Source organism: Dermatophilaceae bacterium Soc4.6 (assembly GCA_039889245.1).
Lineage (GTDB): Bacteria > Actinomycetota > Actinomycetes > Actinomycetales > Dermatophilaceae > Lapillicoccus.
On record JAZGVH010000002.1, the window covers coordinates 284,391 to 298,602 of the forward strand.

Genomic DNA, 14,212 nt, shown 5'->3' on the forward strand with positions numbered 1-14,212 from the left:
TCAGGCTAGCCGCGTCCCCGCACGTCCGCGCCCACGGCGGGGGGCGGCGGGACGACGGTCAGGCGGCCTCGGACCCCCGGGCGACGAGCAGGTCGTCCATCTGCGAGATCTCCGCCGTCTGGGCGACGACGATGCTCTGGGCCAGGACCAGCACCTCGGGGCGAGCGGAGCGCGACTGGGCGGCCTGGGCCATCACCACACCGGCGCGGTGATGCACGACCATCAGCCGGAGGAACAGCACCTCGGCGTCGCGGCCGCTGGCCGCACCCAGCCGGGCCAGGTCGGTGGCCGACGCCATGCCCGGCATCCGGCCGTCGGGCAGCAGCATCGAGGTGCTGCCGGAGGCGGCGCCCGGCGACCTCCCCGTCATGCCGCCGTGATCACCCTGCTCTCCGGCCATCCAGGTCATGGCCCGCTCCGACGAGGTCTGGCTCAGCCCCCACAGGCGCAGCCAGGCGAACATCTGCCCCGACTGCTGGCTCTGGCTCGTCGCGATGGTCGTAGGCCACGGAGCGCAGCACCGGCTCGGTGCTCTTCTCGCGCACGACGAGCGCCATCTCCACGGCCTGGTTGTGGTGCGTCTGCATGTCGCGCGCGAACCCGGCCTCGGCACTGGTGTCGGACGGGGTGCCCGGCCGCAGGAGCTGACCGCCGGCCACGAACGCCACCGCGAGCGCGAGCAGGGCCACCGCGAGGACCACGGCTCGACGACCCCCCGCCGCCGACGAGCCCACCCTCGCGGGGTCCGAGGTCATGGGCCGACCGGGCCCACCGGGCCCGGGGCGGGGCCGCTCGCACCGTCGGTGCCCCCGGTGCAGGCGGCGCCTGGCTCAGGGGTCTGCGGACCCTGGCGGTAGGCCTTGATGAAGGCCGCCAGCCGCGGGTCGTCGGCACCGGTCAGCAGCAGCTGCTTGCCCCAGGCGGAGGCGACGACGGGGGCCGGCAGCCCGGCATACGGCGACAGCACCATGTAGGTGTCGGGAATGGCGGCCTTGAGCGCGTCGACGTCGGCAGCGGGCAGGTCGGGGCGGTAGGTGACCCACACCGCACCGTGCTCCATCGCGTGGACGGCGTTCTCGTTGCGCACCGGCGAGGTGTAGACCCCGCAGTTGAGCCAGACCGGGGCGTGCTCGCCGCCCGCAGGTGGTGTCTGCGCGTAGGTCACGGCGGAGGGCGTATGACCCTGCTGCACCGTGTAGGTCTTCACGTCAGCGAGGCTCGGACGGTTCGCCCGCTCGCGCAGCACGGCGAAGGTGACGACACCGGCCACGAGCACGACGACGACGGCCGCAGCCACGAAGATCAGACGCGTGCGTCGGCGCTCGCTCGCCTCGTGCTCACGGCGCAGGGCAGCGGCCTTCTCCCGAGCCGTCCCGGCCGGGGCGTCGGTGGACCTGATGGGGCGGGGCATGGTTCTCCTCGTCACGGGGCGTCGCGGGCCGTCGTCCGGCCACCGACCGGGTCAACGTCGCAGGAGCCACCATGGTGCCCGACGGCAGCTCACACCGGGGACACCTGCGGCTGACGTGCGTGACCTGCGGCCTGCACGACGAGGGGCTGAGGGTGGTGGAACAGCTCGTGGGTGCCGGGGTCAGGGTCGTCGTCGTCGACGTCGTCGTCGACGACCGTCGGCCCGAGACCCTCGACCTCGCCGGTGTCGACCGGGCCGCCGCCCTCGCCTGCGTGGAGGTGGACCGACCTCCACACGCTCGCTGGGCCCTATGAGGAGCTGCTGTCCCCGCTGCGCCTCGAGGTCGCGACGACGTGGGGATCGCTGCCGGGCTCCTGCGACCGGTCGACACGCAGTGCCTCGTCAGCGCGGCGCACCAGCAGCTGGGCGAGCAGGTCGGTGTCACCGAGGGTCCCCGCGGCCATGGGGACCCCCAGCTCGTCGCAGGCCGCGAGCATGCGGTCGCGCAGGATGCCGTCGGCCACCATGTAGGAGACCACCACGACCTGTCCGACGGCCGGGTCGGCGCGCAACCGGCCCACGACGACGTCCACCGGCTCGCCCCCCGCGAGCGCGGCGACCGTCCACGGACCCCAGCCGCGGCTGGCCCGCTGCTGCGCACTGTCGCCGATGGCCGAGATGGCCTCGCGCGCCGACGACCCGCCGGCGAAGAGGACGACGGCCGTCTCGGGTCGTGCTGCCCACCCCGACCGCGCCAGCAGCTCCTCGCAGGCGCGGAAGAGCTGCTCGTCGGGCCCGAGGGCGCCGGCCACGACGTAGCGGCCGCGGCCGAGGTCGTCCATGTCGCGTGCGGCGACGGGCACGTCGTCGCGGATGTGGGTCGCCCGGGTGAGGAGCAGCGGGGTCAGGACCCCCCCGGTCGCCACGGCGGCGACCTCCGTCGCCGACGGGCCGTGGTGGTCGAGGTAGGCCGTGTGGACGGCCCGCGCGCCCACGATCTGCCGCACCCGGCCCGTGATGGCCTCGACCGCCGCCGCGTGGCGCGGGTCGGGGGAGCCGTGCGCCAGGATGACGATCGCATCGTCATCCTCTCCGGGGATCACGAGACCCCCCGCAGGTCGCCGAGCTGGTCGCGCAGCCGCACGACCTCCCCGATGACGATGACCGCCGGGGCCGCCACGTCCTCCTGCTCGGCGATGTCGGCCGCCTTCTCGAGGGTCGTGACCGTCGTGCGCTGGGCCGGTGTCCACCCCGACTCGACGAAGGCGACGGGTGTCTGGGGCGACCGGCCGGAGGAGATCAGCTGCTCGGCGGTGTCCCTCAGCGTGGTGATCCCCATCAGCAGCACGAGGGTCGACGACACGGGGGCGTCCCTCAGGGCCTCGAGAGCGGCCCCTGCTCCCTCGTGCGCCGACGCGACGACGAAGGAGGCCGTGATCCCCCGCTGGGTGACCGGTATGCCGGCCGCCGCGGGCACCGAGATGGCGGAGGTGACCCCGGGCACGACCTCCACGGGCACACCGTTGAGGGCGCAGTGCAGCGCCTCCTCACCTCCTCGGCCGAGCACGAAGGGGTCGCCGCCCTTGAGCCGCACGACGTCCTTGCCCGCGAGGGCGTGCTCGACGAGGAGCTCGTTGATGCGCTCCTGCGGGATCGGGTGGTGGCGCGGTGTCTTGCCGACATCGACGACCTCCACGTCCGGCGAGAGCGTGTCGAGCATGTCGCGGGGCCCGAGGCGGTCGACGACGACGACGTCGGCGGCCGCGAGCAGCGCCCGCCCGCGCACGGTGATCAGCCCGGGCGAGCCGGGGCCGCCCCCGACGAGGTGGACCCGGCCGACGTGGTCGGCCGCTTGCTCGCGGCGCCGGACCCGACGGACGGGCAGCGTGCCGCTCTCGAGACCCGCGGCGACGGCGTCACGCACCGCCGCAGCCCGGCGGGGGTCACCCCCACCGCTGACCGCGACGAGCAGTCCCTCGGCCGGGGTCCCCAGGCCGCCGCGGGCCACCGCGGGGGTCCACGCACGGGACTCGGCCGCGTCGTCGGCGCGCACGCACCACACCCCGTCGCGGTCGCAGTCGGCGGCGACCTGCGCGTCGACGTCGGTGCCGGTGGCCGTGTGCACGAGCCAGGCCCGACCGGGGCGCACGGCGTCGCCGGCTGCGAAGGCCCGGGCGTGCCACGCCAGACGGCCGCCGGCCGCTGCCGCCACGAGGTCGGTCGTCGCCTCGGGTGCCACGACCTCCACGGCGGCGCCGGACTCGACCAGAGCCAGAGCCCGACGGGTCGCGACCGGTCCGCCGCCGACGACGAGCACGCGTCGACCGCGCAGATCGAGGGTCAGGGGGTATCCGCGAGAGCTGTCAGCCACGAGCCCATTGTCCTGACCGGGTGTTTCGTGCGTGCGACCGTGCGCTCACGCCTCGCGCCACCCGCCGTGAGGGTCGTGGGCCGACCATCAGGTGTGCAGACCGCACTCGGTCTTGGCCCGCCCGGCCCAGCGACCGGCGCGCTCGTCCTCTCCGGGACGGACGGCGCGCGTGCACGGTCCGCAGCCGATCGAGGGGTAGCCCTCGCTCTTGAGGGGGTTCTCGAAGACCCCCTCCTCGGCGATGAAGCGGGAGACGTCGTCGTGGGTCCAGGTCGCCAGCGGGTTGACCTTGACCATCTGGCGCTTCTCGTCGTAGCCGATGACGGGCGTCGCGGCCCGCGTGTCGGACTCGTCGCGGCGCAGGCCGCTCACCCAGGCCTGCCGACCCTTCAGGGCCCGCTGGAGCGGCTCGACCTTGCGCATCCTGCAGCACAGGTCGGGGTCGCGGTCGTGCAGCTGCGGACCGTGCTCGACGTCCTGCTGCTTCACGCTCAGCAGGGGCAGGACGGTGCGCACGTTGATTGGCATCATGGCGTCGTAGGCGTCGCGGGTGCCGATGGTCTCGGCGAAGTGGTAGCCGGTGTCGAGGAAGAACACGTCGACCCCGGGGATGGTCGTGCCGGCGAGGTGGGCCATCACCGTGTCACCCATCGAGCTCGCCACGGTGAGCGCCTCACCGAAGGTCTCCTGGGCCCAGCGCAGCGCCCGCCGGGCCATCTCGACCCGCTCCTCGTAGGTGGTCGGCTCGAGCCCCGGCCCCCGGTCGCCGACCATCTCGGTGCCCTCGGCCACGAGCGCGCGCAGGGTCCCCGGCCGGCACTGCTCGCCGGTGCGTCCTCGGGTGATCGTGACGGTCACGGGGTGCCTCCTCGGGTCGGGCGGGTCAGGTGGGTCGCGGGCCGGCTCATCGCAGGTGCGCCTCGTCGACGCGGCGGGCCCACTGGGCGAAGGGCTCGGCAGCCTCGCGCTGGTCGAGGTAGCGACGACCGAGCCGCTCGACGTAGTCGGGGAGCTCGTCGGCGGTGACCCGCAGCTGGCGCGTCTTGCGGGCGAGCTGGGCATCGGCGCCGATGCTGCCACCGAGGTGTACCTGGAAGCCCTCGACGTCCTGGCCCTGCTCGTCCTGCATGATCAGGCCCTTGAGCCCGACGTCGGCGACCTGGAACCGGGCGCACGAGTTGGGGCACCCGTTGACGTGGAGCGTGAAGGGCGAGTCGAAACCCGGCAGCCGCTTCTCGAGCTCGTCGACGGTCGTGCGGGCGAGGGCCTTCGTCTCGACGAGGGCGAGCTTGCAGAACTCGATGCCCGTGCAGGCCAGGACCCCCCGGCGGAACTCGCTCGGCTCGCTCGTGAGACCGATCTCCTCCAGGGCGGCGGTGAGGGCAGCGGTCTGCGACTGCGGGACGTCGAGGACCAGGAGCTTCTGCTGGGCTGTCAGGCGCACCCGACCCGACCCGTGGGTCGAGGCCAGGTCGGCGAGGCGCACAAGGGTCTCGCCGCTGATGCGCCCGGCGACAGGAGCGACGCCGACCCAGTAGCGGCCGTCCTTCTGGCGGTGCACACCGACGTGGTCACGCCGACGCGAGCCCGGGTCCGCCGGAGGAGGGCCGTCGAGGAGGGCTCGCCCGAGGTAGTCGCGCTCGAGCACCTGCCGGAACTTCTCGGGGCCCCACTCGGCGACGAGGAACTTCAGCCGGGCCTTGGCGCGCAGGCGCCGGTAGCCGTGGTCGCGGAAGATCGACACGACGCCCTTCCAGACCTCCGGCACCTCCTCCAGCGGCACCCACACGCCGAGTCGCTGGGCGAAGATCGGGTTGGTCGAGAGCCCGCCACCGACCCACACGTCGAAGCCCGGGCCGTGCTGGGGGTGGTCGACACCGACGAACGAGATGTCGTTGGCCTCGTGGGTGACGTCGAGGCTGGGGCTGCCGGAGATCGCGGTCTTGAACTTGCGGGGCAGGTTGGAGAACTCCGGGTCGCCGATGTAGCGGTCGCGGATGGCCTCGAGGGCCGGTGTGCCGTCGAGGATCTCGTCGGCGTCGATGCCGGCGACCGGTGAGCCGAGGATGACGCGGGGGGTGTCGCCGCAGGCCTGCGTGGTCATCAGGCGGACCGCCTCGAGGCGGTCCCAGATCTCGGGTACGTCCTCGATGCGGATCCAGTGCAGCTGGATGTTCTGCCGGTCGGTGACGTCGGCGGTGCCCCGCGCGAACTCGGTGCTGATGCCGGCGATGGTGCGCAGCTGCTCACCCGAGAGGGCGCCGCCGTCGGACCGGATCCGCAGCATGAAGTACTCGTCGTCGAGCTCGGCGGCCTCGAGGGTGGCGGTCCTGCCCCCGTCGATGCCGGGCTTGCGCTGGGTGTAGAGCCCCCACCACCGCATCCGGCCGCGCAGGTCGTCGTCGAGGATCGAGCCGAACCCCTCACGGCTGTAGGTGTCGATGATGCGTTGACGCACGTTGAGGCCGTCGTCGTCCTGCTTGAACGCCTCGTTGTGGTTCAGGGGGGTCCGGTCTCCGTCGGCCCACGCCCCGGTCGGCTGCCCGGCCCGGCGCTGCGGGCGGACGGTGGCAGGGGTCGAGGGGTCGGGGGTCGGGGTAGCCGGGGAGGTCACCTCACGAGTTTGCGGTCTGTCGACCGGTTTCGCATAACTGTCCATTATCCGAAATCGTACGTGGCGTTATGACCTAGCTGAACGGATGATATGAAATCACCGTAAGTCGGGAATCGCCCCCCGGAAGGCTGATCCGGCTCTATGCTGACGAGGTCAGATCCGCTCCTGCGAGAGGCCCCATCGATGTCCAGCACCACGGACCAGTACCGCAGCCGGCACGGCGACTACGCGTATGCCCGTCTGGCGGCGCGCGCCTCGATGGCCGGCCTGGAGTCACTCGCGGCCGAGCTCCTCTCGCCCACGGCGGTCCAGCCGGGGACCGAGCCGGGGCCGCGCCCCGTGCGCTCCACGAGCCCTGTGAGCCCCGTCGGCCCCGTCATCCCCGCTCGGAGCACCACCCCCGGGGCCATCCCCGGGCGCAACATCGCTGGACGCGCCCTGCCGGTACGCGACGGCACTCGCCCGCCGACGACCCGCTGAGGGCACCGGGCCCGTCACCAGGCCCGCACCGGGGCCGGGCGGGTTGCCGTGAGGGGCCGGCGGGTAGGACGAGTCAGGGTCTGCCGCCACGGCGGGCCGCTCGCCCACCCACCCGAGAACCCGGGAGCCCCCGTGCCGACAGTCTCACGCACCTTCACCGTCACCCCGCCGCCGCAGCAGGTGCTCGACTACCTCGCTGACTTCGGCAACGCGCCCCAGTGGGACCCCGGCACCGAGACCTGCCGTCAGAACGGCGCCGGACCCGTCGAGGTCGGGACGAGCTGGCACAACGTCTCGACCGTTGTCGGCGTGACCACCGAGCTGACCTATACGCTGCGCGAGAAGGCTCCGGACCACATCGTGCTGGTCGGCGAGAACGACTCCTCCACCTCGACCGACACGATCACGGTCGTCCCGGTCGGCACCGGGTCGGAGATCACCTACACGGCCGAGCTCGAGATGCACGGCGCGGCCAAGCTGGCCACACCCGTCATGAAGCTGGTGTTCGAGAAGCTCGCCAGCGACACCGAGGAGCAGATGACGACGGTGCTGAACGCCCTGCCGAGCGCCTGAGGCCACCGACGCCGACGCTCCCTCGGAGCCCTGGCGCCGGACCTCAGCGCCTCAGGTCGACCACGGTCAGGCCCGGGCGCGAGGCGGGCGCGCTCATGGCCGCCAGGGCCGCCCCCGCCGCGTCGAGGCCCACGACCTCACCGACGAGGCGCCGGGGGTCCAACCGGCCAGCAGCCACCAGGTCGAGCATCGGCGGGTAGTCGCAGGCGGCCATGCCGTGCGAGCCGTGCACCGACAGCTCCCACGCGACGACCCGGTCCATCGGCAGCGGCGGTGTCGCGTCGGCCCCGAAGAGCAACCCCACCTGCACGTGGCGGCCGCGACGCCGCAACGCGCGCACCGAGCCGGCCGCGGTGGCTGCGGACCCGAGGGCGTCCACCCCGACGTGGGCGCCGCCTCCGGTCACCTCGACGACGCCCTCGACCACGTCGGTCGTGCCCGGATCGAGCACGACCTCGGCGCCCAGCGAGGTCGCCAGCTCACGCGCGGCGCCCGAGGGGTCGGCGACGACGACCCGGGCCCCGAGGGCGACCCCGATCAGCACGGCGGAGAGGCCCACGCCACCGGCCCCCTGCACCGCGAGCCACTGACCGGGCTGCAGACCGCCATGGGCGGTGAGGGCGCGGTAGGACGTGGCGAAGCGGCATCCGAGGGCGGCAGCCGTCACCGGGTCGACCGAGTCGGGCAGCGCGACGAGGTTGGTGTCCGCGGCGTGCAGGACCACCAGGTCGGCGAAGGAGCCCCAGTGGGTGAACCCCGGCTGCGTCTGCTCGGGGCAGACCTGGGCGTCCCCGGCCCGGCAGTAGGCACACCGCCCGCAGCCGCAGACGAACGGCACCGTGACCCGGTCCCCGACCCGCCACCGCCGCACCCCGCGGCCCACCTGCGCGACCCGGCCGGCGAGCTCGTGCCCCGGCACGTGCGGCAGCGTGACGGGGTCGTGCCCACTCCAGGCGTGCCAGTCCGAGCGACACACCCCAGTCGCCTCGACGGCGACCACGACACCCCCGTCGGGTGGCTCCGGGTCGGGCACCGTCGTCAGCCCCGGGACCTGCCCGTAGCCCGTGTAGAGCACCGCGCGCACGGTCCCACCGCCCTTCCTCGTCGTCTCGAGACCGCCCGCGCCGCGGTCGGGGCCCGGGGATCTGCTACCCATCCTCCCGGACGGCGACGGCCCCGGTGAGGCAGGATCGCGTCATGAGCGAGCACGACATCCGTGAGGACGAGCTCGAGGACGCGGTCGACCGCATCGTCGAGCTGGGAAAGCCCCGCCTGCACCGCAGCTTCCCCCAGCAGCTGCTGACCGGGGCGGTCGCCGGCGGCGAGCTCGGCTTCGGGGTGCTGGCCATGCTCGTCGTCGAGCACGAGACCGGCAACCACCTGCTCGGGGCCCTGGCCTTCTCGATCGGCCTGCTGGCCATGCAGCTGGGGCACAGCGAGCTCTTCACCGAGGGCTTCCTCGTCCCCGTGACGACGGTGGTCGCCAAGGAGGGCACCGTCAGCCAGCTGCTGCGACTGTGGGCAGGCACCTTCGCCGGCAACCTCGTGGGCGGCTGGGTGGCCATGCTGCTGATCGTGACGGGCCTGCCCGAGCTGCACGACCTGCTGCTCGAGCGCGGCGAGGAGTACGCCTCCACCTCGATCGGCTGGAGCCCGCTGGCGCTCGCCGTGCTGGCCGGCGCCGCCCTGACGCTGATGACCCGTATGCACAACGGCACCGAGGACGAGATGGCGAAGGTCGTGGCCACCGTGGCCATCGCCTTCGTCGTCGCGGGCACCGGGGTCCTGCACTCGGTGCTCGACGCCCTGCTGCTCTTCGGCGCGATCCTCACCGGCGCCGGGCGGGTCACCTACGGCGACTGGCTGGGCTTCGAGTGGTGGGTCGCCCTCGCCAACATGGCGGGCGGCATCCTGCTCGTGACCGCCACCCGTCTGGTGCGCAGCCGCGACAAGATCGTGGAGAAGGCGCAGTCCGCCTCCCACCAGGACGACTAGGCGAGCGTGATCAGGTCGAGGTAGTCGGGGCCCCACAGGTCTTCGACCCCGTCCGGGAGCAGCAGGATCTTCTCCGGCTCGAGGGCGAGCACCGCCCCCTCGTCGTGGGTGACGAGCACGACGGCACCCTCGTAGGTCGACAGGGCCCCGAGGATCTCGGCGCGAGAGGCCGGGTCGAGGTTGTTGGTCGGCTCGTCGAGCAGGAGCACGTTGGCCGCCGAGACCACCAGCATGGCCAGTGAGAGACGCGTCTTCTCGCCGCCCGACAGCACCCGGGCCGGCTTGAGGACGTCGTCGCCCGAGAAGAGGAACGAGCCGAGGGTCTTGCGGACCTCGGTCTCGCCGAGCTCGGGGGCCGACGACTTCATGTTCTCGAGGACGGTGCGGTCGATGTCGAGGTTCTCGTGCTCCTGGGCGTAGTAGCCGAGCTTGAGACCGTGCCCGGCCTCGATCTCACCCGTGTCAGGAGCATCGACCCCGGCCAGCATCCGCAGCAGCGTGGTCTTCCCCGCGCCGTTGAGGCCGAGCACGACGACCCGTGAGCCACGGTCGATCGCCAGGTCGACGTCGGTGAAGATCTCGAGCGAGCCGTAGGAGCGCGACAGGCCCGACGCCCGCAGCGGCGTCTTGCCGCAGGCGGCGGGCTTCGGGAAGCGCAGCTTGGCCACCTTGTCCTGCACCCGCTCGCCCTCGATGCCCGCCAGCAGCTTCTCGGCCCGACGGGCCATGTTCTGCGCCGCCACCGCCTTGGTCGCCTTGGCCCGCATCTTGTCGGCCTGGGCCATCAGCACCCCGGCCTTCTTCTCGGCGTTCTGCCGCTCGCGCTTGCGGCGACGCTCGTCGGTCTCGCGCTGGTTGAGGTAGGTCTTCCAGCCGATGTTGTAGATGTCGACCTCGGCGCGGTTGGCGTCGAGGTGGAAGACCCGGTTGACGACCGAGTCGAGCATCTCGACGTCGTGGCTGATGATGACCAGCCCGCCCTTGTACGAGCGCAGGTAGTCACGCAGCCACAGGATCGAGTCGGCGTCGAGGTGGTTGGTCGGCTCGTCGAGCAGCAGCGTCTTGGCGCCGGAGAAGAGGATGCGCGAGAGCTCGACCCGCCGGCGCTGGCCACCGGAGAGGGTGTGCATGGGCTGGGAGAGGATCCGCTCCTCGAGGGCCAGCGCACTGGCGATGGTGGCCGCCTCGGACTCGGCGGCATACCCGCCCGCCGCAGTGAACTCGTCGTCGAGGCGTCCGTATCGGCGCATCGCCTTCTCGTGAACGGCCTCGTCCTCGGAGGCCATGGCCTTCTCGGTGTCGCGCAGGTTGCGGATGATCGTGTCGAGGCCGCGGGCGGCGAGGATGCGGTCACGGGCCAGCACGTCCATGTCGCCGGTGCGGGGGTCCTGAGGTAGGTAGCCCACCTCGCCGGACGAGGTGACCGTCCCGGCAGCGGGCTGCCCCTCGCCGGCGAGCACCTTGGTCAGCGTGGTCTTGCCGGCACCGTTGCGGCCGACGAGCCCGATGCGGTCGCCCTCGGCGATCCGGAAGGAGGCGTTGTCGAGCAGGAGTCGGGGGCCAGCACGCAGCTCGATCCCGGTGGCGGTGATCACGGCGGTCCTTCGATCTGCGGGGTGTCGCGGGCGCAGGATGCTCGCATCGGCGGGAGCCTGCCAATGCACGTCACGGCGTGGAGTCGGTCGAGCCCATTCTGCCAGCCTCGCGGGCAGGCGCCGAATCCGCGCCCGTCGCCCTCGTCGTGCAGGCCGGGATGCGGGCTCAGCCCTTGCGCAGGCGCAGCGCGTCGCGCAGGGACCGCACGGCGTCGTCGCTGGGCGAGGCGGCCTCCTGGTTGCTGCGCTCGAGCTCCTCGAGGAGCTCGGACCGGTGGACGGTGACCGACCGGGGCGCGGCGATGCCGATGCGGACCACGTCACCCCGCACCTCGAGCACGGTCACGACGACGTCGTCACCGATGGCGATGCTCTCACCGACGCGACGACTCAGAACCAGCATGATGCAGAAACTACACGTACGACCGGGACGAAGTGACCATCACGGGGTCACGAGCGGCGCGGTGACCGAGAGCCCCGGGTCCGCGAGGATCACCTGCTGGGCCCGCCGGGTGCGCAGGTTGACCAGCACGGGGGCGGCGAGGTTGGCTGTGCTGGTCTCGAGCGAGGGGCCAGCGGTCAGCACCACCAGGAGCAGGATGTCGTCGACCGAGTCGATCCCCAGCTGCTCGACCACGTCGTCACCGACCTCGGGGGCGTAGTCGGGGAAGAAGGGCATCGGTGGCGCCACGAGGAATCGCAGGTCGGGGTCGTCGAGGGAGCGCAGCGAGCACAGGAGCCCGTCCTCGTCGACCTGGACCAGCGCGAACCGGTGCCGGTCGGCGAAGCCGGGCATCGGCTGGACGAGCTCGATGACCGGGATCTCGGATGGCATCAGGCCCCTGCCCAGGTGGAGGTTGGTCGCGGTCGCCGGGAGCGACGCCGTCGCCATCATCGCAGAAAGTCCAGCAGGCTCGGCTGGATGACCTTGCTCGTCGCCCCCAGCGCCGCCTGGTAGGCCACGTTGGCCAGCTGGAGCTCGATCGTGGCCTTGGGCAGGTCGACGTTCTCCACGTCGGAGAGGGAGGCCGTGAGCCGCAGCTCGCTGTCGGCTGCCGAGCCGATCGCTGCCTCCACCCGGTTGTAGGCGCCACCGGCCTGGGCCCTGGCGCTCTGGATCCGGGTGAGGTCGGCCTGGAGGTCGGAGATGCTGGCGCTGAGACCGGCGCCGTCACCGGCACGCAGGGCGTTCGACAGCGTGCTGAGGTGGTCGAAGACCGAGCCCCCCGGTGGGCCGAAGGCCGACGGTCCGTCGACGTCGACCCGGATCTTGACCCCGTCGGCGACCGAGCGGTTGACCGCCCCGGCGACACCGACGAAGGCGCCCGCGGAGTCGTAGGCCTTGCCACCGGCGGTGACGCCGCCGAAGACCGGTCGGTCGAGGTAGGTCGTGTTGGCGTCGGAGACGAGGCCGGAGCGGATCTGGTCGATCTCGGTTGCGAGCGCCTCCCGGGCCGACGGGCTGGAGTTGACCGCGTTGGCCCCCTGGATCGCGAGGTCCTTCGCGCGGCCGAGCGATGTGGTGACCGACGCGAGCGCGCCGTCGATCTGGCCCAGCCAGCCCAGACCGTCCTGCCCGTTGCGCTGGTACTGCTTGACCGAGGACAGGGAGTCGCGCAGGCGCATGGCGGCGCTCGTGCCGGTCGGCGAGTCCGACGGGCGGTTGAGCACGCGACCGGTCGAGAGCTGCTCCTGCACCTGGGAGATCCGCGCGAGCCCTGCCTGCATCCCCCCCACCGACCGGTTGGTCATCATCCGCTGGGTGACCCGGGTGATGGTCATCAGACGAGCATCCGGTTGATGAGGGTGTCGAGCACCGAGTCGAGGGTGCTCAGCACCTTCGACGCGGCCTCGAAGGCCCGCTGGTTCTGCATCATGGTGACGGTCTCCTCGTCGAGGTTGACGCCGGCGAGCTGTTCGTGCGCGCCGTCGAACTGGTTGGTGAGCACCTGCTGGTTGCCGGCCGCCCGACGGGCGGCCTGGACCGTGGTGCCGAGGCCGTTGACGAGCTGCTGGTAGCTGCCTTCGACGCCAGAGGTGGCGCCCAGCAGGTCGGCGTTGCCACCGTCGAGCACCCCTCCCGAGATCGAGGACGCCGCCAGCAGCGCGGGGTCGCTGATCGCCACCGTGAGGCTGGAGGCGGGTGAGCCCGCTGTGTAGGCGAAGAGCGCCACGCCGGGGTTCCCGGCGGCGTCGAAGCCGCCCTGGTGCTGGGTGTTGACCGTGTCGGCGAGCTGCTGGGCCACCGCGTCCAGACCCACCTGGTAGGCGGGGAGCGTGACGTCGATCAGCTCGGCCAGGGCGCCGACCTCACCTCGGGGCGGCGTGGACAGGGTGGCCGCCGACCCGCCGGGCGCGGTGAGGCTGAAGGTGACCGGGTTGCCGTCTGCGCTGCCCGTCGCGGTGACCCCGGAGGCGACCCGGAAGACCGAGGCGTCCTTGCCGCTGACCAGCGACAGGCCGGCGACCGCGAAGTCGGACCCCCCGTCGCTGCGGATGGAGGCCGTGCCCCCGGTCAGCTCGGTGAGCCTCAGGGTCAGCTGGTCGCGCGTGTCGAGCAGGGTGCTCACGTCGGCGCCGGCCATCGTGCCGGAGGCGATGGCCCGGTTGGCGTCGGCCAGGCCCGTCGCCAGGGAGTTGACCTCACCGACGACCGAGCTCAGCTGCAGCCGCTGGTCACCCTGCGTGGCCGCGATCTGGCGGCTCTGGGCGGCGATACCCTCGGCGAGGGTGGTGGCCCTGCCCAGCACCTGGCTGCGGGCGGCGGCGTTACCGGGGTTGTTGACCAGGTCGTGCCACGACGCGCGGAAGTCGGCCAGGGCGGCGGAGACGCCGGTGGTGCCGGGCTCGCCGACACCCTGCTCGAGCCGGTCGAGGGCGGTCTGACGCACGTCGAGGTAGCTCTGGTTACCGTGCTCGGTGCGCATCCGGCTGTCGAGCAGCCCGTCGGTCAGCCGGGAGACGCCGGTGACGGTCACCCCGTCACCGTGCCCGTCGTAGCGGGACCACATGGCGGGCTGGGTGGGCCCACCCACCGAGGCCGCCTCGACCCGTCGGCGGGTGTAGCCGTCGGTGGAGACGTTGGCGATGTTGCTGCTGGCCACGTCCATGGCGACGCGGGTGTAGTTGAGCGCGCTGAGCGCGGTGGTGAACGAACCGAAGGTGCCGGTCAT

The 14,212-nt window shown here is 72.5% G+C and carries 17 protein-coding genes; 3 read left to right on the forward strand and 14 right to left on the reverse strand.

From position 1 onward, the window contains the following. Nucleotides 1-58 precede the first annotated feature (58 nt). From V3N99_01370 to V3N99_01405, 8 genes are all read right to left on the reverse strand, one after another. Nucleotides 59-463 (reverse strand): DUF305 domain-containing protein, encoded by a 405-nt coding sequence (locus tag V3N99_01370; protein MEO3935382.1) that lies wholly within the window; start codon nucleotides 461-463, stop codon nucleotides 59-61. Continuing rightward, on the reverse strand, nucleotides 381-755 hold the full coding sequence (locus tag V3N99_01375) for a DUF305 domain-containing protein (GenBank protein ID MEO3935383.1): 375 nt from the start codon (nucleotides 753-755) through the stop codon (nucleotides 381-383). The genes V3N99_01370 and V3N99_01375 overlap by 83 nt, the downstream gene beginning before the upstream one ends. Beyond that, a complete protein-coding gene (locus V3N99_01380; protein ID MEO3935384.1) occupies nucleotides 752-1,411 on the reverse strand; it encodes a DUF3105 domain-containing protein in 660 nt (219 codons plus the stop codon). The genes V3N99_01375 and V3N99_01380 overlap by 4 nt, the downstream gene beginning before the upstream one ends. Nucleotides 1,412-1,500: 89 nt before the next feature. Further along, the gene (locus tag V3N99_01385; GenBank protein ID MEO3935385.1) at nucleotides 1,501-1,707 is read right to left on the reverse strand and encodes a hypothetical protein; all 207 of its coding nucleotides are present in this window, start codon (nucleotides 1,705-1,707) and stop codon (nucleotides 1,501-1,503) included. A gap of 12 nt (nucleotides 1,708-1,719) precedes the next feature. Further along, the gene (locus tag V3N99_01390) at nucleotides 1,720-2,514 is read right to left on the reverse strand and encodes a CbiX/SirB N-terminal domain-containing protein (protein ID MEO3935386.1); all 795 of its coding nucleotides are present in this window, start codon (nucleotides 2,512-2,514) and stop codon (nucleotides 1,720-1,722) included. Then, on the reverse strand, nucleotides 2,511-3,782 hold the full coding sequence (gene cobA, locus V3N99_01395; protein ID MEO3935387.1) for a uroporphyrinogen-III C-methyltransferase: 1,272 nt from the start codon (nucleotides 3,780-3,782) through the stop codon (nucleotides 2,511-2,513). The genes V3N99_01390 and cobA overlap by 4 nt, the downstream gene beginning before the upstream one ends. A gap of 87 nt (nucleotides 3,783-3,869) precedes the next feature. After that, a complete protein-coding gene (locus V3N99_01400) occupies nucleotides 3,870-4,640 on the reverse strand; it encodes a phosphoadenylyl-sulfate reductase (protein MEO3935388.1) in 771 nt (256 codons plus the stop codon). Between the two features lie 46 nt (nucleotides 4,641-4,686). Further along, a complete protein-coding gene (locus V3N99_01405) occupies nucleotides 4,687-6,396 on the reverse strand; it encodes a nitrite/sulfite reductase (protein ID MEO3935389.1) in 1,710 nt (569 codons plus the stop codon). A 183-nt stretch (nucleotides 6,397-6,579) separates the two neighbouring features. Between V3N99_01405 and V3N99_01410 the strand changes: the two genes are divergently transcribed. After that, nucleotides 6,580-6,876, forward strand: coding sequence for a hypothetical protein (locus tag V3N99_01410; GenBank protein MEO3935390.1), 297 nt, complete (start codon nucleotides 6,580-6,582; stop codon nucleotides 6,874-6,876). A 132-nt stretch (nucleotides 6,877-7,008) separates the two neighbouring features. Continuing rightward, nucleotides 7,009-7,449 carry an SRPBCC family protein gene (locus V3N99_01415; protein ID MEO3935391.1) on the forward strand — a complete coding sequence of 147 codons (441 nt, stop codon included), beginning with the start codon at nucleotides 7,009-7,011 and terminating at the stop codon, nucleotides 7,447-7,449. A gap of 43 nt (nucleotides 7,450-7,492) precedes the next feature. Here the strand turns inward: V3N99_01415 and V3N99_01420 are convergent, their stop codons facing one another. Beyond that, on the reverse strand, nucleotides 7,493-8,533 hold the full coding sequence (locus V3N99_01420) for an alcohol dehydrogenase catalytic domain-containing protein (protein ID MEO3935392.1): 1,041 nt from the start codon (nucleotides 8,531-8,533) through the stop codon (nucleotides 7,493-7,495). Between the two features lie 113 nt (nucleotides 8,534-8,646). Between V3N99_01420 and V3N99_01425 the strand changes: the two genes are divergently transcribed. Further along, a complete protein-coding gene (locus V3N99_01425; GenBank protein MEO3935393.1) occupies nucleotides 8,647-9,444 on the forward strand; it encodes a formate/nitrite transporter family protein in 798 nt (265 codons plus the stop codon). Here V3N99_01425 and V3N99_01430 read toward each other — a convergent pair. The 5 genes from V3N99_01430 to flgK all read right to left on the reverse strand — a co-directional run bounded on the left by V3N99_01430 (nucleotide 9,441) and on the right by flgK (nucleotide 14,212). Further along, a complete protein-coding gene (locus tag V3N99_01430) occupies nucleotides 9,441-11,039 on the reverse strand; it encodes an ABC-F family ATP-binding cassette domain-containing protein (protein MEO3935394.1) in 1,599 nt (532 codons plus the stop codon). The two genes, V3N99_01425 and V3N99_01430, sit on opposite strands and share 4 nt — an antisense overlap. A gap of 166 nt (nucleotides 11,040-11,205) precedes the next feature. Then, nucleotides 11,206-11,442 carry a carbon storage regulator CsrA gene (csrA, locus tag V3N99_01435; protein ID MEO3935395.1) on the reverse strand — a complete coding sequence of 79 codons (237 nt, stop codon included), beginning with the start codon at nucleotides 11,440-11,442 and terminating at the stop codon, nucleotides 11,206-11,208. 39 nt (nucleotides 11,443-11,481) lie between these two features. Continuing rightward, on the reverse strand, nucleotides 11,482-11,934 hold the full coding sequence (locus V3N99_01440; GenBank protein MEO3935396.1) for a flagellar assembly protein FliW: 453 nt from the start codon (nucleotides 11,932-11,934) through the stop codon (nucleotides 11,482-11,484). Next, nucleotides 11,931-12,821 (reverse strand): flagellar hook-associated protein FlgL, encoded by an 891-nt coding sequence (flgL, locus tag V3N99_01445; protein MEO3935397.1) that lies wholly within the window; start codon nucleotides 12,819-12,821, stop codon nucleotides 11,931-11,933. The genes V3N99_01440 and flgL overlap by 4 nt, the downstream gene beginning before the upstream one ends. Beyond that, on the reverse strand, nucleotides 12,821-14,212 hold the full coding sequence (gene flgK, locus V3N99_01450; protein MEO3935398.1) for a flagellar hook-associated protein FlgK: 1,392 nt from the start codon (nucleotides 14,210-14,212) through the stop codon (nucleotides 12,821-12,823). The genes flgL and flgK overlap by 1 nt, the downstream gene beginning before the upstream one ends.

What these genes read in the sequence shown, in the direction of transcription:
- flgK (MEO3935398.1), bottom strand. Translation starts at nt 14,212, where the DNA reads ATGACCGGCACCTTCGGTTCGTTCACCACCGCGCTCAGCGCGCTCAAC.
- csrA (MEO3935395.1), bottom strand. Translation starts at nt 11,442, where the DNA reads ATGCTGGTTCTGAGTCGTCGCGTCGGTGAGAGCATCGCCATCGGTGAC.
- V3N99_01380 (MEO3935384.1), bottom strand. Translation starts at nt 1,411, where the DNA reads ATGCCCCGCCCCATCAGGTCCACCGACGCCCCGGCCGGGACGGCTCGG.
- V3N99_01440 (MEO3935396.1), bottom strand. Translation starts at nt 11,934, where the DNA reads ATGATGGCGACGGCGTCGCTCCCGGCGACCGCGACCAACCTCCACCTG.
- V3N99_01375 (MEO3935383.1), bottom strand. Translation starts at nt 755, where the DNA reads ATGACCTCGGACCCCGCGAGGGTGGGCTCGTCGGCGGCGGGGGGTCGT.
- flgL (MEO3935397.1), bottom strand. Translation starts at nt 12,821, where the DNA reads ATGACCATCACCCGGGTCACCCAGCGGATGATGACCAACCGGTCGGTG.
- V3N99_01425 (MEO3935393.1), top strand. Translation starts at nt 8,647, where the DNA reads ATGAGCGAGCACGACATCCGTGAGGACGAGCTCGAGGACGCGGTCGAC.
- V3N99_01410 (MEO3935390.1), top strand. Translation starts at nt 6,580, where the DNA reads ATGTCCAGCACCACGGACCAGTACCGCAGCCGGCACGGCGACTACGCG.
- V3N99_01370 (MEO3935382.1), bottom strand. Translation starts at nt 463, where the DNA reads ATGTTCGCCTGGCTGCGCCTGTGGGGGCTGAGCCAGACCTCGTCGGAG.